Origin of the sequence: Streptomyces sp. NPDC053431, assembly GCF_044544925.1 — a bacterium.
In the GTDB taxonomy this organism is placed as follows: Bacteria; Actinomycetota; Actinomycetes; order Streptomycetales; family Streptomycetaceae; genus Streptomyces.
Genome location: NZ_JBITXX010000003.1, coordinates 270,385 through 287,387, shown reverse-complemented (window position 1 = coordinate 287,387; position 17,003 = coordinate 270,385). Strand labels below are relative to the sequence as shown.

At 70.3% G+C, this 17,003-nt stretch carries 17 protein-coding genes; 8 read left to right on the top strand and 9 right to left on the bottom strand.

Annotation, left to right across the window (positions count from 1 at the left end; translation table 11 throughout):
- The first annotated feature begins 385 nt into the window (after positions 1 to 385).
- The 6 genes from ACIGXE_RS10775 to pknB all read left to right on the top strand — a co-directional run bounded on the left by ACIGXE_RS10775 (position 386) and on the right by pknB (position 8,562).
- Positions 386 to 1,249, top strand: a complete 864-nt coding sequence (locus tag ACIGXE_RS10775) for an FhaA domain-containing protein (protein WP_399745661.1) — start codon at positions 386 to 388, stop codon at positions 1,247 to 1,249.
- A 10-nt stretch (positions 1,250 to 1,259) separates the two neighbouring features.
- Positions 1,260 to 1,790 carry an FHA domain-containing protein gene (locus tag ACIGXE_RS10770; protein WP_399745659.1) on the top strand — a complete coding sequence of 177 codons (531 nt, stop codon included), beginning with the start codon at positions 1,260 to 1,262 and terminating at the stop codon, positions 1,788 to 1,790.
- Positions 1,791 to 1,975: 185 nt separating this feature from the next.
- On the top strand, positions 1,976 to 3,460 hold the full coding sequence (locus tag ACIGXE_RS10765; RefSeq protein ID WP_399745657.1) for a Stp1/IreP family PP2C-type Ser/Thr phosphatase: 1,485 nt from the start codon (positions 1,976 to 1,978) through the stop codon (positions 3,458 to 3,460).
- A 28-nt stretch (positions 3,461 to 3,488) separates the two neighbouring features.
- Complete coding sequence (locus tag ACIGXE_RS10760) at positions 3,489 to 4,919, top strand: FtsW/RodA/SpoVE family cell cycle protein (protein ID WP_399745655.1); 1,431 nt, start codon at positions 3,489 to 3,491, stop codon at positions 4,917 to 4,919.
- On the top strand, positions 4,916 to 6,382 hold the full coding sequence (locus tag ACIGXE_RS10755) for a peptidoglycan D,D-transpeptidase FtsI family protein (protein WP_399745653.1): 1,467 nt from the start codon (positions 4,916 to 4,918) through the stop codon (positions 6,380 to 6,382). The genes ACIGXE_RS10760 and ACIGXE_RS10755 overlap by 4 nt, the downstream gene beginning before the upstream one ends.
- Positions 6,383 to 6,606: 224 nt before the next feature.
- The gene (pknB, locus tag ACIGXE_RS10750; RefSeq protein ID WP_399745651.1) at positions 6,607 to 8,562 is read left to right on the top strand and encodes a Stk1 family PASTA domain-containing Ser/Thr kinase; all 1,956 of its coding nucleotides are present in this window, start codon (positions 6,607 to 6,609) and stop codon (positions 8,560 to 8,562) included.
- 193 nt (positions 8,563 to 8,755) lie between these two features.
- On the opposite strand, the gene ACIGXE_RS10745 is transcribed toward pknB, so the two are convergent.
- The 6 genes from ACIGXE_RS10745 to ACIGXE_RS10720 all read right to left on the bottom strand — a co-directional run bounded on the left by ACIGXE_RS10745 (position 8,756) and on the right by ACIGXE_RS10720 (position 13,081).
- The gene (locus ACIGXE_RS10745) at positions 8,756 to 9,433 is read right to left on the bottom strand and encodes a class E sortase (protein ID WP_399745650.1); all 678 of its coding nucleotides are present in this window, start codon (positions 9,431 to 9,433) and stop codon (positions 8,756 to 8,758) included.
- A 42-nt stretch (positions 9,434 to 9,475) separates the two neighbouring features.
- Positions 9,476 to 10,741, bottom strand: coding sequence for a class E sortase (locus ACIGXE_RS10740; protein WP_399745648.1), 1,266 nt, complete (start codon positions 10,739 to 10,741; stop codon positions 9,476 to 9,478).
- Entirely contained in the window at positions 10,738 to 11,376 is a 639-nt protein-coding gene (locus ACIGXE_RS10735; protein WP_399745647.1) for an aminodeoxychorismate/anthranilate synthase component II, read from the bottom strand. Before ACIGXE_RS10735 ends, ACIGXE_RS10740 begins: the two co-directional genes overlap by 4 nt.
- The gene (locus tag ACIGXE_RS10730; RefSeq protein WP_399745645.1) at positions 11,373 to 11,534 is read right to left on the bottom strand and encodes a hypothetical protein; all 162 of its coding nucleotides are present in this window, start codon (positions 11,532 to 11,534) and stop codon (positions 11,373 to 11,375) included. The genes ACIGXE_RS10735 and ACIGXE_RS10730 overlap by 4 nt, the downstream gene beginning before the upstream one ends.
- A 64-nt stretch (positions 11,535 to 11,598) precedes the next feature.
- Positions 11,599 to 12,282, bottom strand: coding sequence for a class E sortase (locus ACIGXE_RS10725; protein WP_399745643.1), 684 nt, complete (start codon positions 12,280 to 12,282; stop codon positions 11,599 to 11,601).
- Between the two features lie 31 nt (positions 12,283 to 12,313).
- On the bottom strand, positions 12,314 to 13,081 hold the full coding sequence (locus tag ACIGXE_RS10720; RefSeq protein WP_399745641.1) for a DUF881 domain-containing protein: 768 nt from the start codon (positions 13,079 to 13,081) through the stop codon (positions 12,314 to 12,316).
- Positions 13,082 to 13,234: 153 nt separating this feature from the next.
- Here ACIGXE_RS10720 and crgA point away from each other — a divergent pair, with 153 nt between their 5' ends.
- Positions 13,235 to 13,492: a cell division protein CrgA gene (gene crgA, locus ACIGXE_RS10715; protein ID WP_399745639.1), complete on the top strand. Its 258-nt coding sequence runs from the start codon at positions 13,235 to 13,237 to the stop codon at positions 13,490 to 13,492.
- Between the two features lie 268 nt (positions 13,493 to 13,760).
- Here crgA and ACIGXE_RS10710 read toward each other — a convergent pair whose 3' ends face one another.
- Together ACIGXE_RS10710 and ACIGXE_RS10705 are read right to left on the bottom strand one after the other, a co-directional pair.
- Positions 13,761 to 14,606: a rhomboid family intramembrane serine protease gene (locus ACIGXE_RS10710; RefSeq protein ID WP_399745637.1), complete on the bottom strand. Its 846-nt coding sequence runs from the start codon at positions 14,604 to 14,606 to the stop codon at positions 13,761 to 13,763.
- 130 nt (positions 14,607 to 14,736) lie between these two features.
- Positions 14,737 to 15,264, bottom strand: coding sequence for a peptidylprolyl isomerase (locus ACIGXE_RS10705; protein ID WP_399745635.1), 528 nt, complete (start codon positions 15,262 to 15,264; stop codon positions 14,737 to 14,739).
- A gap of 176 nt (positions 15,265 to 15,440) precedes the next feature.
- Between ACIGXE_RS10705 and ACIGXE_RS10700 the strand changes: the two genes are divergently transcribed.
- A complete protein-coding gene (locus ACIGXE_RS10700; protein WP_399745633.1) occupies positions 15,441 to 16,133 on the top strand; it encodes a DUF5324 family protein in 693 nt (230 codons plus the stop codon).
- Between the two features lie 210 nt (positions 16,134 to 16,343).
- Here ACIGXE_RS10700 and ACIGXE_RS10695 read toward each other — a convergent pair whose 3' ends face one another.
- The gene (locus ACIGXE_RS10695) at positions 16,344 to 16,847 is read right to left on the bottom strand and encodes a DUF6344 domain-containing protein (RefSeq protein WP_399745631.1); all 504 of its coding nucleotides are present in this window, start codon (positions 16,845 to 16,847) and stop codon (positions 16,344 to 16,346) included.
- Between the last annotated feature and the right edge of the window lie 156 nt (positions 16,848 to 17,003).

The window sequence follows — 17,003 nt, the reverse complement described above, 5'->3', positions numbered from 1 at the left end:
GCAGAAGCGGGGCGAGCACGGGAGCGGGGACATACGGAAGGCACGCGAGCAGGGACGCACGGGACGGAGGAAGAGCGGCCGAAGCGCGGCAAGGAGCAGCGCTGGGGTGTCTTCGCATCCGAGTCGAGCCCGGCCGAAGAACCGTCGAAGGGTGGCAGTGACGCATGGGGCCCTCCTGCTCCGCTCGCGGGTGCGGGACACTGTCCGCAGGCCGCCTCTACGATCCGTGGAGGAAGCCCGGCCACGGAACTGCGGATGGGACTGCGGAAGGTCTGTGAGAGGTGACACTCGTCCACAGGGCAGAGAAGGGGAACCAGCCGATTTCCCGACGCGTGGATACGATCAGTAAGCAGTACCAGGACGACAACGACGGAGGAGGTGCCCCATGGGAGTCCTGAAGCGGTTCGAGCAGCGACTCGAAGGTCTGGTCAACGGCACCTTCGCCAAGGTCTTCAAGTCCGAGGTCCAGCCCGTCGAGATCGCCGGCGCGCTCCAGCGCGAGTGCGACAACAACGCGACGATCTGGAATCGTGAGCGGACCGTCGTCCCCAACGACTTCATCGTGGAGCTGAGCGCGCCGGACTACGAGCGCCTCAGCCCCTACTCGGGCCAGCTCGGCGACGAGCTGGCCGGCCTGGTCAGGGACTACGCCAAGCAGCAGCGGTACACCTTCATGGGCCCGATCAAGGTCCATCTGGAGAAGGCCGACGACCTCGACACCGGTCTGTACCGGGTGCGCAGCCGAACGCTCGCGTCGAGTTCGTCACAGCCGCAGGCGCCCGCCGGCCACCCGCAGCACCCCGGCCAGGGCCAGCAGCAGGCCCGTGGCGGCTACGGCTACCCGCCGGCCGGCGCCCCGCCGATGCCCGCGGCCCCGCCGCCGGGCGCTCCGGCGGCCCCGGTTCACCGTCCCACGGCGCCCGCCGCCGGACGCCCCGGCCCCGCGCCGATGCCGGGCGGCGGCGGTCAGGTCCGCCGCTGGATCGAGATCAACGGCACCCGTCACCAGATTTCCCGCCCGACCCTGGTCCTCGGCCGCAGCACCGACGCGGACGTGAGGATCGACGATCCCGGCGTCTCGCGCCGGCACTGCGAGATCCGGACCGGAACGCCCTCGACGATCACGGATCTCGGGTCCACCAACGGCATCGTGGTGGACGGGCAGCACACCACCCGCGCTACGCTCCGCGACGGCTCGCGGATCGTCGTGGGCAGCACCACCATCGTTTACCGGCAAGCCGAAGGGTGAAGCGGGGGCAATGTCAGAGCTGACCCTGACGGTCATGCGGCTGGGTTTCCTGGCCGTTCTGTGGCTGTTCGTCATCGTGGCCGTCCAGGTCATTCGTAGCGACCTGTTCGGCACGCGGGTCACCCAGCGCGGTTCGCGCCGCCAGGAGGGGCGCGCCGCGCAGCAGGGCGCGCGCCAGGCCGCCGCGCCGCCGCAGCAGCGGGGCGGCCAGCAGGCGCCGAGCGGGGGCGGGCGGCAGCGCCGCGGCGCCCCGACCAAGCTCGTGGTGTCCGAGGGCACCCTCACCGGCACGACGGTCGCCCTGCAGGGCCAGACGATCACGCTGGGCCGGGCGCACGACTCGACGATCGTGCTGGACGACGACTACGCGTCCAGCCGGCATGCCAGGATCTACCCGGACCGGGACGGTCAGTGGATCGTCGAGGACCTCGGGTCCACGAACGGCACGTATCTCGACCGGACCCGCCTCACCACCGCCACACCGATTCCGCTGGGCGCGCCGATCCGCATCGGCAAGACCGTCATCGAGCTTCGGAAGTAGTGCTACATCATGAGTAAGCGCGAGCGGAGCGAGCGCGCCGGGACGGCCCCCACGAAGGGCCGCCCCGAGGACCGCGCGGCAGCCCGGGCAGCGGGCCAGGGCGGGTACGGGCTCCCGACCGGAGGGTGGGCAGTGTGGCTCGAGACCGGCGGCACCCCGAGGCGGCGCCGACAGGGCAGGTGGGCATGAGTCTTTCACTGCGTTTCGCCGCGGGCTCGCACAAGGGCATGATCCGCGAGGGCAACGAGGACTCGGGCTACGCCGGTCCGCGGCTGCTCGCGATCGCCGACGGCATGGGCGGCCAGGCCGCCGGTGAGGTGGCCTCGTCCGAGGTGATCTCGACCCTGGTGACGCTCGACGACGACGTCCCCGGCTCCGACATCCTCACGTCGCTCGGTACGGCGGTGCAGCGCGCCAACGACCAGCTGCGGATGATGGTCGAGGAGGACCCGCAGCTGGAGGGCATGGGCACGACGCTCACCGCCCTGCTGTGGACGGGCCAGCGCCTCGGCCTGGTGCACGTCGGCGACTCGCGCGCCTATCTGCTGCGGGACGGCGTGCTCACGCAGATCACGCAGGACCACACCTGGGTGCAGCGGCTGGTGGACGAGGGCCGCATCACCGAGGAGGAGGCGACCACCCATCCGCAGCGCTCGCTGCTGATGCGCGCCCTCGGCAGCGGCGACCACGTGGAGCCCGATCTCTCCATCCGCGAGGTGCGGGCCGGCGACCGCTATCTGGTCTGTTCCGACGGCCTGTCGGGCGTCGTGTCGCACCAGACGCTGGAGGAGACCCTCGCCAGCTACCAGGGCCCGCACGAGACGGTGCAGGAGCTGATCCAGCTCGCGCTGCGCGGCGGCGGCCCGGACAACATCACGGTGATCGTCGCGGACGTCCTCGACGTCGACGGCGGCGACACCCTGGCGGGGCACCTCAGCGACACCCCGGTCATCGTGGGCGCGGTCGCCGAGAACCAGACCCAGCCGCACGACGGCGGCGCGATGCACACGCCCGCGGGCCGCGCCTCCGGTCTCGGCCGGCCGGCCCCGCACCAGCAGCCGCCGGCGGGGGGCTTCGGCCCGCCCGGCAGCGGCGACGACCACGGCTACGGCGGGATGCCGCCGCAGGGCTCGTTCGGCTCGTACGCGGACGACGACTTCGTGAAGCCGCGCACCGGCCGCAAGTGGCTGAAGCGCTCCTTCTTCCTGCTCCTGGCCCTCGGCGTGATCGGCGGCGGCCTGTACGGCGGGTACCGCTGGACGCAGACGCAGTACTACGTGGGGTCGAAGGACGAGCACGTGGCGCTGTACCGGGGCATCAGCCAGGACCTCGCCTGGGTGAAGCTCTCGGAGGTCGAGAAGGACCACCCCGAGATCGAACTCAAGTACCTGCCGGCGTACCAGCGCAAGCAGGTCGAGGACACGATCGCGGGCGGCAGCCTCGACAAGGCGCAGACGAAGATCTCCGAGCTCGCGCTGCAGGCCTCGGCCTGCAAGAAGACCGAGCAGCGTCAGAAGGCCGCCGCGGCCGCCGCCGACAAGGCGAGCACGCCGCCGCCTTCGGAGGGCGCCGCGTCGCCGAACCCCAAGCCCACCACGGCCGCGCCGTCCCCTGGACCCACCCTGTCCTCGGAGGAGCAGAAGCTGGCCTCGAACTGCGGCAAGCAGTAAGCAGACCCGTAGGGGGCCTTTCACCACCATGAGCGTTGTCACCAACACGACCACCATCGGCGCCATCGAGGCGCCGAGCCGCCGCAACACCGAGCTGGCGTTGCTCGCGTTCGCCGTCGCGATCCCGGTGTTCGCGTACCTCAACGTCGGTCTGGCGATCGACGGCAAGGTGCCGCCGGGCATGCTCGGGTACGGGGCGGGCCTCACGCTGCTCGCGGGCGTGGCGCACCTGGTGGTGCGCAAGTGGGCCCCGTACGCGGATCCGCTGCTGCTGCCGCTGGCGACCCTGCTGAACGGTCTGGGCCTGGTGCTGATCTGGCGCCTCGACCAGTCGCCGCGCATCATCGCCCGCTACAAGACGTTCAGCCCCGACGCGCCGAACCAGATGATGTACTCGGCGATCGGCATCGCCATGTTCGTGGGCGTGCTGCTGCTCCTGAAGGACCACCGGGTGCTGCAGCGCTACACGTACATCTCGATGGCGGCGGCCCTCGTCCTGCTGCTGCTGCCGCTCGTGCCGGGTCTGGGCGCGGATGTCTTCGGCGCCAAGATCTGGATCAACGTCGGCGGTTTCTCGATCCAGCCCGGTGAGTTCGCCAAGCTGGTCCTCGCCGTGTTCTTCTCCGGCTATCTGATGGTGAAGAGGGACGCGCTGGCGCTGGCCAGCCGCCGGTTCATGGGCCTGTACCTGCCGCGTGGCCGTGACCTGGGTCCGATCCTCACGATCTGGGCGATCAGCCTGCTCATCCTGGTGTTCGAGAACGACCTCGGCACCTCGCTGCTGTTCTTCGGCATGTTCGTGATCATGCTGTACGTGGCGACGGAGCGGACCAGCTGGGTCGTCATGGGTCTGCTGATGTCCACGGCCGGCGCGGTCGTCGTCGGTTCGACCGCCTCCCACGTCCAGTCCCGTGTGGCGGCCTGGCTTGACCCCTTCGAGTGTCTGAAGACCGCTCCCGAGGGCTCGAACATGGCCATGGCCTGCGACCAGATGACGCAGGTGCTGATGTCGTTCGGCTCCGGCGGCATCCTCGGCACGGGCCTCGGCCAGGGCAACTCCGACCTGGTGGGCTTCGCCGCCAACTCCGACTTCATCTTCGCCACCGTCGGCGAGGAGCTCGGCCTCACCGGTGTGATGGTCTTCCTGCTGTTCTACGGCCTGATCATCGAGCGCGGTGTGCGCACCGCGCTCGCGGCCCGCGACCCGTTCGGCAAGCTGCTCGCGATGGGCCTGTCGGGCGCCTTCGCGCTGCAGGTGTTCGTCGTCGCCGGCGGTGTCATGGGTCTCATCCCGCTGACCGGTATGACGATGCCGTTCCTCGCCTACGGTGGTTCGTCCGTGATCGCGAACTGGGCGCTGATCGGCGTCCTGATCCGGATCAGCGACACCGCGCGCCGCCCCGCGCCCTCCCCCGCCCCGAACCCCGACGCCGAGATGACGCAGGTGGTCCGTCCGTGAACAAGCCGCTGCGCCGCGTCGCGATCTTCTGCGGCCTGCTCGTCCTCGCCCTGCTGGTGCGGGACAACTGGCTGCAGTACGTCCGCGCCGACGAGCTGAACGCCCATCCGAAGAACAAGCGCGTCACGATCGAGCGCTACCTTCACGAGCGCGGCAACATCATCGTCGACGGCAAGCCGATCACCGGCTCCGTCGACTCGAAGGACGTGTTCTACAAGTACAAGCGGACGTACATCGACGGCCCCATGTGGGCGCCGGTCACCGGTTACGCCTCGCAGGCCTTCGACGCCAACCAGATCGAGAAGATCGAGGACGGCATCCTCACCGGCAACGACGACCGGCTGTTCTTCGACCGCACGATGGCCATGTTCACGGGCGAGCAGAAGAAGGGCGGCGACGTCGTCACCACCCTGAGCGGGGCCGCGCAGAAGGCCGCGTTCAAGGGGCTCGGCAACAAGACGGGCGCGGTCGTGGCCATCGAGCCGTCGACCGGCAAGATCCTCGCGCTCGCCTCGACCCCGTCGTACGACCCGGGTTCCTTCGCCGGCTACCACGACGCGGACGCCAAGGCCTGGCAGGCGCTGGAGAAGGACAAGAACAAGCCGAAGCTGAACCGCGCCCTGCGCGAGATCTACCCGCCCGGCTCCGTCTTCAAGGTCGTCACGGCCGCGGCGGCGCTGGAGAGCGGCAAGGTCACGGACATCAACGCGGCGACGGAGACCCCCGAGGGCTGGAAGATCCCGCTCTCCCGGGTGCCCATGAAGAACCACGCCAACGGCTGCGCCAACGCCAGCCTGAACGAGGCGCTGCGGATCTCCTGCAACTCGGTGTTCGCCAAGCTCGGTGACGACGTCGGCCGGGACAAGATGGTGGAGATGGCGGAGAAGTTCGGTTTCAACGCCGAGCAGTTCACGCCGGTCCGTTCCGCCGCCTCCGTCTACGACAAGAAGGCCGACCGCGGTGGCAACGCGCTGTCGTCGATCGGCCAGTTCAACACGGCGACCACGCCGCTGCAGATGGCGATGGTCACGGCCGCGATCGCCAACGACGGCAAGCTGATGAAGCCGTACATGATCGACGAGCTGCGCGCGCCGAACGTGGACCTGATCAAGAAGACCGAGCCGGAGGAGCTCAGCCGCCCGGTCTCGCAGCGCACCGCCCAGCAGCTCCAGGAAATGATGGAGAACGTCGTCGAGAACGGGACCGGCGCCAACGCCGACCTGAACATGGACGGCGTGAAGGTCGGCGGCAAGACGGGTACGGCCCAGCACGGCGAGCGGAACGCGAAGCGCCCGTACGCCTGGTTCATCTCGTACGCGAAGACCGCGCAGGGTTCCCCGGTCGCGGTCGCCGTGATCGTCGAGGACTCCGAGGGCACGGACCGCGAGGACATCAGCGGTGGCGGCCTGGCGGCCCCGATCGCGAAGGCCGTGATGAAGGCGGTACTGAAGAGCAGGAGCTGATCTTCCGGCCGGTGGGATCGGGCCGGACCGGGGCCGTGACGGATGCCACGACCCGGGCCGTGACCGATACCACGGGCGGGGGCCCGGCCGGATACCGGTCGGGTATCAGGTGGCGGTCGGCGGACGAAGCGCCTTCCGTCGGCCGGTAGCGTATGCGCGGACAGCACACACCGCCGGACCACACACGGGTGCGGTCGGGACAGACGGAGAGGGCTGGAGAAGCTATGGAAGAGCCGCGTCGCCTCGGCGGCCGGTACGAGCTGGGCTCGGTGCTCGGCCGTGGTGGCATGGCCGAGGTGTACCTCGCCCACGACACCCGGCTCGGCCGCACCGTCGCCGTGAAGACGCTGCGGGCCGACCTCGCCCGCGACCCGTCCTTCCAGGCCCGGTTCCGCCGTGAGGCCCAGTCCGCCGCCTCGCTGAACCACCCGGCGATCGTCGCCGTCTACGACACCGGCGAGGACTACGTCGACGGGGTCTCCATCCCGTACATCGTGATGGAGTACGTCGACGGGTCGACCCTGCGTGAGCTGCTGCACTCCGGGCGCAAGCTGCTGCCCGAGCGCACGCTGGAGATGACCGTCGGCATCCTGCAGGCGCTGGAGTACTCGCACCGCGCCGGCATCGTGCACCGTGACATCAAGCCGGCGAACGTCATGCTGACCCGCACCGGCCAGGTCAAGGTCATGGACTTCGGCATCGCGCGCGCCATGGGCGACGCGGGCATGACCATGACGCAGACCGCCGCGGTGATCGGCACGGCGCAGTACCTCTCCCCGGAGCAGGCCAAGGGCGAGCAGGTCGACGCCCGCTCCGACCTGTACTCCACCGGCTGTCTGCTGTACGAGCTCCTGACGGTCCGGCCGCCGTTCATCGGCGACTCGCCGGTCGCCGTCGCGTACCAGCACGTGCGCGAGGAGCCGCAGCCGCCGAGCGTCTTCGACCCCGAGATCACCCCCGAGATGGACGCCATCGTCCTGAAGGCGCTGGTCAAGGACCCCGACTACCGCTACCAGTCCGCCGACGAGATGCGCGCGGACATCGAGGCGTGCCTCGACGGCCAGCCGGTCGCGGCGACCGCCGCCATGGGCGCGGTCGCCTACGGCGGCTACGGCGGCTACCCGCCGGAGGACCAGCCGACGACGGCGCTGCGTCAGGCCGACCCGATGGGCGCCCAGACGGCGATGCTGCCGCCGATGAACCCGGACGACGGCGGCTACGGCTACGACGACCGCCCGGACCGCCGCCGCCAGAAGAAGTCGAACACCTCGACGATCCTGCTGGTCCTGGCCGGCATCCTGGTGCTCGTCGGCGCGATCCTGATCAGCCGCTCGATCTTCGACACGAAGGACGGCGCGGACCAGGTTCCGGTGCCGCAGTTCGTCGGCAAGTCGCTCAAGGAGGCCGAGGGCCTCGCGCAGAACTCGCAGGTGAAGGTGCAGCAGTCCGGCACCCAGCGCTGCGACCAGCCGAAGGGCCTGATCTGCAGCCAGACCCCGGCGGCGGACGGCACGGCGAAGATGAACGTCGGCGAGACGGTCTCCGTCGTGGTCTCCGAGGGCGCGCCTCAGGTCGAGGTGCCGGACGTCACGGAGAAGCAGCAGCAGAGTGCCGAGGACACGCTGCGCGCCAAGGGCTTCAAGGTCACCGTGAAGTACGAGGAGTCCGACCAGGAGGCCGGCCGGGTGCTGAGCCAGAGCCCCGACGGCGGCTCGCAGGCGGAGAAGAACTCCGAGGTCACGATCACCGTGGCGAAGAAGCAGAAGTCGCAGCTGCCGGACGTCACCGGCCGGACCTACGACGTCGCCCTGCAGCAGCTCCAGACGCTCGGCTTCTCCAACGTCGCCCGCCAGGACGTGGACTCCGACCAGCCGCTCGGCACGGTCATCGGCCAGAGCCCGAACGGCAACTCGGACCAGCCGAAGGACGTCCAGATCACGCTGAAGGTCTCCAAGGGCCCGCAGCAGACGAGCCAGCCGGTCCCGCCGGTCACGGGCATGACCCTCGACCAGGCCCGGGCGACGCTCGCGGCCTTCGGCTACCAGCTCGGCAACGTGGACGGCCCGGCCGACGGCAACGCCCGCGTCAAGGAGCAGGACCCGCAGCCGGGCACGCCGGGCCAGCCGAACCAGACGGTCAACGTGAAGACCGAGAAGAACGGCGGCGGCTGGTTCGACTGAACCACGACCGGCTCCCGCACCCGTGAGTGACGTAAGCCCCGGCATCCTGGATGCCGGGGCTTACGCGCGTCCTGGAACCGGGGGTCGGCCGGAGCGCCCGTCCGGGAGCCGGAGCTCGGCCGGAGCGCGCGTCCGGGAGCCGGAGCTCGGCCGGAGCGCGCGTCCGGGAGCCGGAGCTCGGCCGGAGCGCCCGCTAGCGCAGCTCCGCCGGCGGGGTGCGCCGGGAGTCGACCTTCTCCGTGCGGGCCAGTTCGCCCCACACGACGTAGCGGTAGTCCGAGGTGTACATCGGGGTGCAGGTCGTCAGGGTGATGTAGCGGCCCGGCCTGGACTTGCCGGACTCCTCGGGGACGGGCTGGAGGACGTCCACGTTGTACTTCGTGGTCTCCGGAAGGATCTTGTAGACCTTGTAGACGTACCAGGTGTCCTTGGACTCGAAGACGATCGGGTCGCCGTTCTTCAACTTGTGGATGTTGTGGAACTTCGCGCCGTGCCCGTCGCGGTGCGCGGCGAGCGTGAAGTTGCCCTGCTTGTCCTGCGGAAGGGCGGACTTGAGCGGCTCGGTGTAGAAGCCGGCGACACCGTTGTTGAGGACCGCGGTGTCGGTGCCCTTCTTCACGAGCACCTCGCCGTCGCCCATCGCCGGCACGTGGAGGAAGCCGATGCCGTCCTTGGTGTCGAGCGCGCCGGGACCGCTGTCGGCCCAGTGCTCGCGGACCTGGTCGCCGTCCTTGCCGGCGGCGCGGTCGGCGAGGACGTTGGTCCACCACAGGGAGTAGACGACGAAGAGGCCGAGGACGAGGCCCGCGGTGATGAGGAGTTCGCCGAAGACGCTGATGATCCCGGCGATCCGGTTGCGCGCACGTGCCACTAGGTCGTCCCGTCGAGGTGTGGTTGGTCTCGGTAGTGGGGCTCAGCCTACGAGCGCTTCCGGCCTTCCCTTGCTGCGCGGGCGTTCGTCGACCAGCTTTCCCCACACGATCATGCGGTACGTGCTCGTGAACTCGGGCGTGCAGGTTGTCAGCGTGATGTACCGGCCCGGCTTGGTGAAGCCGGAGCCCTGGGGCACGGGCTCGATGACCGAGACGTTCGACGGCGAGGTCTGCGGCAGGATGCTCGCCATCTCGTACGTGTAGTACGCGTCGCGGGTCTCGACGACGATCGGGTCGCCCGGCTCCAGGCGGTTGATGTAACGGAACGGCTCGCCATGGGTGTTGCGGTGCCCGGCGACGGCGAAGTTGCCCTGCTTGTCGGCGGGCATCGCGGTCTTGAGCTTGCCCTCGCCGTAGTGGCCGACCATGCCCTTGTCGAGGACCTTGGTCTTGCTGATGCCCTCGGCGATGGGGACGACGACGTCCAGCTTGGGGATGTACATGATGGCGAAGCCCTTGCCGGGCTCGAAGGCGCCCGGCGCGTCGTCCTGACCCTGCGACCAGGAGTTCTCGATCTCCTTCTTGGCCTGGTCGGTCTCCTGGCCGGCCCGCACGTTCGTCCACCACAGCTGGTAGGTGACGAACAGCAGCATCACGACGCCGAAGCTGATGAAGAGTTCACCGACGACGCGGCTGAGGACGACGCCGATGCTGTCCTTCGCGGCGCGGGCGGCCCGGCGGGCCTCGACGCGGGAGAGCGGGGCGGCGGGCTGCTCCGGGGCGGCCGGCTCGGGCGCGCCACGCCCCTTGCGCTTGGCGGCACGGCGGCGCTCGGCGCGGCCGGGGCCGGGCAGCGGGGCGGTGGTGGCGGCTCCGGTCTCCTCGACCGTGCGGAGCGCCATCGTCCGGTCATCGGCCTCGGGCTCCGGCTCGGGCACCGGCCGGGGCGCCGGTTCGGGCCGGTGCGCCGGTTCGGGCTGCTCCGGGGTGTCGTACGCGCCGGTCGCGTAGCCGTCGGAGGTCCCGTACGACTCCGTGCCGTACGTCTCCGTCGGCAACGGCTCCGTGCCGTAGGTCTCGGTCGCCGTGGCGTACGTCTCGTACGGGGCCTGGTGGGCCGTCTGGGGCACTGCGGGCGTCGGGTGGGACGGGAACGCGTCCGGGCCCGGTATCGGCTCGTAGACGGCCGTCTCGGCCTCGTACGGGGGCGCCACGGGTTCCGGCGTCGGTATCGGCCGGGACTGACCGGACCCGGGCTCCTCCTCCGGGAGGTTCGTCGCCCGGAACCACGGCGACCCGGCGGTCACGCGACGGCCTTGCCCACCACCGGCGCGAGTCCCGCCGACCGCGCGACCGCTCCCTTGTCGCCGCACTGCTCCAGCCAGTTGGCGAGCATCAGGTGGCCGTGCTCGGTCAGCACCGACTCGGGGTGGAACTGCACGCCCTCGACCGGCAGTTCGCGGTGCCGCAGCCCCATGATGATGCCGTCCTCGGTGCGCGCGGTGACCTCCAGCTCGGCCGGCAGGTCGGCGGGCTCGGCGGCCAGCGAGTGGTAGCGGGTCGCGGTGAACGGGGAGGGCAGTCCGGCGAAGACGCCCTTGCCCTCGTGCGTGACGGGCGAGGTCTTGCCGTGCAGCAGCTCGGGCGCGCGGTCGACGACCCCGCCGTAGGCGACGGCCATCGACTGCATGCCGAGGCACACGCCGAAGACCGGCACCCCGGTGGCGGCGCAGTGCCGCACCATGTCGATGCAGACCCCGGCCTGTTCGGGCGAGCCCGGCCCGGGCGAGAGCAGGACGCCGTCGAAGCCGTCCTGCGCGTGGGAGAGCTCCACCTCGTCGTTGCGCAGGACTTCGCACTCGGCGCCGAGCTGGTACAGGTACTGAACGAGGTTGAAGACGAAGCTGTCGTAGTTGTCGACGACGAGAATTCGCGCGCTCACTGGCCGTCCACCGTCACATCGTTGAACGGAAGCAGCGGCTCCGCCCAGGGGAACACGTACTGGAAGAGGGCGTAGACGACCGCCAGGACCAGCACGGCCGAGATCAGCGCCTTCACCCAGGCGTTGCCCGGCAGATGCCGCCAGATCCATCCGTACATGACGTCCGACACCCCTTCCGTTCGTTACGGGGACCAGAGTACGGGGCGTCGGGGCGGTCGGGGGTCAACGGTCCAAAGCCTGTGGACGGCCGGCCGTGACCGGCTGGGTGGCGTCCAGGTGGGCCCAGACGACCAGCCGGTGGCTGCTGCCCCACTCGGGGTCGCAGGTGGTGAGGGTCAGATAGCGGCCGGGCCCGTCGAATCCCGACTTCCGGGGGACGGGGTCGATCACGGCGGTGTCGGTGGGCACGGTCCGGTACGGGGCGCGGTCGACGCGGTAGGTGAACCAGGTCGTCCCGTCGGTGAGGACGACGGCGTCGCCGGGGCGCAGCCGGGGGAAGTCCTTGAAGGGGTCGCCGTAGGTGCGGCGGTGTCCGGCGACGGCGAAGTTGCCGGTCCCGCCGAGGCGCGCGGTGCCGGCGTAGTGGCCGAGGCCCTTCTTGAGGGTGCGGACGCCGGTGCCCTCCAGGACGGGCCATTCCCAGTCCCGGCCGAGGCGGGGGACGTACATGACGGCGAAGCCCTTGCCGGCGGCGTACGGGGCGGGGGCGGGCGTCGCGCGGGGCGCTCCGGCCGGTGCGACCGGGCGCTCCACCCACTCCTGCTGGAGGGTGTCGAGCTGGCCGGCGGTGGCACTGTCCGCCTGGACGCCGGTCCAGTACAGCAGGTAGGCGACGAAGAGGACGATCAGGGCGCCGACGGTGACGCACAGCTCGCTGAGGGTCCGTACGACCAGTCGCACCGTCACCGCACCCGGCTCCCCCCGGTCAGCGCATGCGTCAGCTCACAGGCTTCGCGTAGTGGAGGTCCACTGTGCCCGAGTAGCCGGGCAGAGTCACCGCCCTGTGCTCGTCGACTTTCCAGCCCAGGCCGTAGGCCTTCACGTACAGCTGGTAGTTCTGGAGCGCGGGGGAGTCGGCGAGCGCCTTGTTCAACCGGTCGCGGTCACCGACAGCGGTGATCTTGTAGGGCGGCGAGTAGACGCGGCCCTGGAGGATCAGGGTGTTGCCGACGCAGCGCACGGCGCTGGTGGAGATGAGCCGCTGGTCCATGACCTTGATGCCCTTGGCGCCGCCCTTCCACAGGGCGTTGACGACGGCCTGGAGGTCCTGCTGGTGGATGACCAGGTCGTTGGCCTGCGGTTCGGGGTAGCCGGGGGCGGCCTGGGCGTTCGGCGGGGCGTCGTTGAGGGTGACGGTGAGGCCGGGGCCCGAGGTCTCAGTGGTGCCGGCGGCGGCCTCCAGGGCGCGCAGGCGCGCGTCCTGGGCCTGGGTGGAGCCGTCGTCGCGGGCGGCGAGGGCGTCGACCTGGCGGCGCAGGGCGGCGGCGGACTCGTCGAGGCCGGCGTTCTTGTGACTGCGTTCCTCGATCAGGTCGGACAGCCTGAGGAGGGAGGCGTCGGTGCGGAGATTGGTGCCCTTGGCGGTGTTGAAGCTGGTGACGAAGATCAGTCCGGCGAGGGCGAAGACGGCAGCGGTGAGCACCCGGACCGGGCGCCATCTGGTGCTTCGGCCCGGCCCTGCGGGAGTGTCGGCGGAATTGCTCAACGTACCCTGATCCCCTTCGGTGCCGCGGAACCACTACGCTAACGGACGCCCGGAGGACGCAGCGGTCCGCTCCGCAGCTTCCGTTCCGTCCCGTCCCGGCGCCAGCCACAGTTCCCTGCGCGGTCACGCAGCGCATCGACAGGAGAGTCCCTCGTGCCGAAGTCACGGATCCGCAAGAAGGCCGACTACACGCCGCCGCCCGCCACGAAGCAGGCCGCGTCCATCAAGCTGACGAACCGCAGCTGGGTGGCGCCGGTGATGCTGGCGATGTTCGCCATCGGGCTGGTGTGGATCGTGGTCTTCTACGTCACCGACGGCACGCTGCCGCTCAAGTCCATCGCCAACTGGAACATCGTGGTCGGCTTCGGCTTCATCGCCGCCGGCTTCGGCGTCTCCACGCAGTGGAAGTGACGCGTCAAGCTCTGCCCTGAGTTATCCACAGCGTTGTGCACAGCACTGGATAACTTACGACGATCTGTGGATAACTCCCACGGTGTTGACGCCGGTACGACCGCGAGAACTCCTCTGCCGGAACGCTTCGCCCCTCATCTCTGACGGATAACCCCAGCTCAGAGGCGAGGGGCGCAGTCATCGGCCGAGCCTCGCACCCCTCTCGCCACACACTGTGGATAACTCTGGGGAAAGCTTGCCCGGGGAGCTCGTCCACAGCCCTCCCCGCTCAGGTGAGCGCGACGGTGCGGCCGAGCACGATCCCCAGGTCGAGCAGCAGCACCAGGCCGCAGGCCGCGTACTGCACCAGCTCCCGGCGCGCCCGCGGCGCGTGCACGAGCCCGTACGTCACCAGCGCGCCCGCGACCAGACCGCCGATGTGCGCCTCCCAGGAGACACCCGGCCGGGCGAACGTGAAGACCAGCGAGATCGCCACGAAGAGCAGCACCGGCCGCATGTCGTAGCGCCGGCGCCGGGCCAGCACCACCCACGAGCCGATCAGGCCGTAGACGATGCCCGAGGCGCCGAGCGAGGCCTGGTTCGGGGCGTCGAGGAGATAGACGAGGGCGGAGCCGGAGAGCCCCGACAGCAGACACAGCACGGCGTAGCGGATCCGGCCCAGTTCCGGCTCGACGATCCCGCCGATCACCCACAGCCCGAGCATGTTGAAGACGAAGTGCGGGGCCTCCTGATGGAGGAAGGCCGAGGTGAGCAGCCGGTACCACTCGCCGTCCGCGACGCCGACGACCTCGCCGAGCACCGGGTTGTACGCGTAGCCGATCATGACCAGCTCGTCCACGAACCGGTCGCCGGCCACCTGGGCCGCGATGAACAGCGCCAGGTTGACCGCGATGATGATCTTGGTGATGAAGCGCCCGTCCGTCGTCACGCGTCCCCCCGCGAGGGTCCGCGGCTGGTTGGCGTCGGGGGCGTGTCCGGTGCCGGAGCCGTTCCGGACGCAGTCGGGGCACTGGAAGCCGACGGACGCGGGGACCATGCACTCCGGACAGATCGGCTTCTCGCAGCGGGTGCAGCGGATGCCGGTCTCGACGTCCGGATGGCGGTAGCAGTGCATGAGGTCCTCCGAGGGCGGACGGGTCGGCAGGCGCGGTCAGCACATCGCCCCGCCCTCCTGACGGACGGGCGGGGCGGGAAGGTTCCCGAGGGGCGCGACGGCACCCGAGGGGCGGACGGGCCGTCCGCGGTCAGCGGCTCTCGATCACGACGGTCTCGAGGACGACGTCCTCGACCGGGCGCTCGGTGCGCGGGTTGGTCGGGGTGGCGGCGATGGCGTCCACGACCTTCCGGCTCGCCTCGCCGACGACCTCGCCGAAGATCGTGTGCTTGCGGTTGAGCCAGGTCGCCGGGCCGACCGTGATGAAGAACTGCGAGCCGTTGGTGCCCGGGCCGGCGTTGGCCATCGCGAGCAGGTACGGCTTGTCGAAGAAGAGCTCGGGGTGGAACTCGTCGGCGAACTCGTAGCCCGGGCCGCCCGTGCCGTTCCCCAGCGGGTCGCCGCCCTGGATCATGAAGCCCTCGATCACCCGGTGGAAGACCGTGCCGTCGTAGAGCGGGGCGGTGGAGACCGCGCCGGTCTCCGGGTGGGTCCACTCGCGCTCGCCGCGGGCGAGTTCGACGAAGTTCCGGACCGTCTTGGGCGCGTGGAACGGCAGCAGCCGAATCTCGATGTCACCCTGACCGGTCTTCAGAGTCGCGTACAACTGCTCGGCCACGATTCGCCTTCCTCCGCACCTCCGCACGGGGGCGTCCGTGCCCGCGCGTGCTCCACGCCCGCATCCTCGCATGCCCCGGATGCCCGCCCCGCATGCCGGAGCGCGGTCCGGCAGGCATGATTCCGAAAAGGATGGAAAGGTGAAAAACCGACACCGCCACCGATGAGGAGGATCCCGTGACCCGCATGGACAGCGTGCGCGCCGCGACAGATTCGGCGAAGGAGAGCGTCCTGCACGCCGCGGAAGTGGTGGCGCCGTACGCCGAGACGGCCAGGGACCAGGCCGTTCACTACGCGCACGAGGCGCGCGTCAGGATGGCCCCGAAGATTTCGAAGGCCGCGTACGCGTGTCGCACACAGGCGCGTCATCAGTACGACAGTCGCGTCGCGCCGCACGTGCCGCCGCGGGTCGACGAGGCCGCGCAACGCGCTGCGGCCGTGACCCGCAAGGCCGCCCGTCAGGCGAGCGACTACACCGTTCCGCGTGTCGAGTACGCGGTCGCCGCGACCGGTCCCGTCCTGGAGGAGGCCGGGTCGCGTTCCACGGCAGCCTGGGCCGCGCTGCGCGGTCAGGTCACGCCGAAGGACATCCGGAAGATCGTGAAGAAGCATGAGCGCCGGCATCGGGCCGGGCGCGTCGCCAAGGTCGTCGTGATCCTCGGCGTCGTGATGGGCGGCGCCTTCGCCGCCTGGAAGTGGTGGGACAAGCAGGCCAACCCCGACTGGCTGGTCGAGCCGCCCGCTCCCACCGAGGTGGACGAGGAGACCCGGCTGTCGTCCGTCGACGACGGCGGTTCGTCCCTCGATCCCGAGGTGGCGGCCAAGGAGACCGAGACGGAGGCTTCGGACCGCGGCGAGGAACGCCGCTGATCATCGGCCGGTCGGTCGTCGCCGTGAGAGCACGGTGACGGCTGCTCGGATACGGCTACGGCTTGTACGGGTACGGCTTGGGGCTATGGCTTGTACGCGTACGGCTTGTGGCTACGGCTGTAGGGATACGGCCGGTTGTACGGATACGGCTGGCTGTACGGATACGGCCGGAGGAACGGGTGAGGGGCGCGGCGGAACTCCCGCCGCGCCCTACGCCGCGTGCGCGGCCTGAGCAGTCTGAGCGGCCTCGGCGGCCTCGGCGGTCCGAGCGGCCTGCTCGTCCCGCACGGTCTGCTCGTCCTGCGTGGTCCGCCCCGCCGGCGCGGCGGTCCTCGTGGCCGTCGTGGTGCCGGTCAGACCCGTCGGACCGGCCAGGCCCGCCCAGCCGAAGAGGTCCGGCTCGCCCGCGTCCGCACGCAGGTGCCGGACCGAGGGGGACGAACCGTGCGCCTCGGCGCGGATCCGCTGCTTGATGGTGGGCGGCAGGGCGCGGCCCTGCGCGGTGTGCCAGTCCCGGGCTGTCCGCTGGGCGGGTACGGGGACGGCGGGGCGGGCGGCGGGCGCGGCGCCACCGGCGAGGGCCGGCTCCTCACCCTGCTGGAGGGCGGGCTGCTGGGCGGCGGTGGCGGGGCTCGCCAGGCCGAGCGAGGCGAGCAGGGCGAAGAGGACGGAGACGAAGGCGGTCCAGAACTGCTTGACCTTGGCGGTGGCCATGACCCCTCACTTTCGTGGTGGCAAGATGGGCGTTCTCGGATGGTTCATTTCGGATTGCGCGCTTTTCGTACATTGCTCATGATGAGGAAGCGCACGCCGAATCCACGGAGCGACGCCGTCGCCGTGCAGTTCTTCCGATGAACACCACCCGTCCGG

What these genes read in the sequence shown, in the direction of transcription:
- ACIGXE_RS10695 (WP_399745631.1), bottom strand. Translation starts at nt 16,847, where the DNA reads ATGGCCACCGCCAAGGTCAAGCAGTTCTGGACCGCCTTCGTCTCCGTC.
- ACIGXE_RS10765 (WP_399745657.1), top strand. Translation starts at nt 1,976, where the DNA reads ATGAGTCTTTCACTGCGTTTCGCCGCGGGCTCGCACAAGGGCATGATC.
- ACIGXE_RS10770 (WP_399745659.1), top strand. Translation starts at nt 1,260, where the DNA reads ATGTCAGAGCTGACCCTGACGGTCATGCGGCTGGGTTTCCTGGCCGTT.
- ACIGXE_RS10730 (WP_399745645.1), bottom strand. Translation starts at nt 11,534, where the DNA reads ATGTACGGATGGATCTGGCGGCATCTGCCGGGCAACGCCTGGGTGAAG.
- ACIGXE_RS10760 (WP_399745655.1), top strand. Translation starts at nt 3,489, where the DNA reads ATGAGCGTTGTCACCAACACGACCACCATCGGCGCCATCGAGGCGCCG.
- ACIGXE_RS10775 (WP_399745661.1), top strand. Translation starts at nt 386, where the DNA reads ATGGGAGTCCTGAAGCGGTTCGAGCAGCGACTCGAAGGTCTGGTCAAC.
- ACIGXE_RS10710 (WP_399745637.1), bottom strand. Translation starts at nt 14,606, where the DNA reads ATGCACTGCTACCGCCATCCGGACGTCGAGACCGGCATCCGCTGCACC.
- pknB (WP_399745651.1), top strand. Translation starts at nt 6,607, where the DNA reads ATGGAAGAGCCGCGTCGCCTCGGCGGCCGGTACGAGCTGGGCTCGGTG.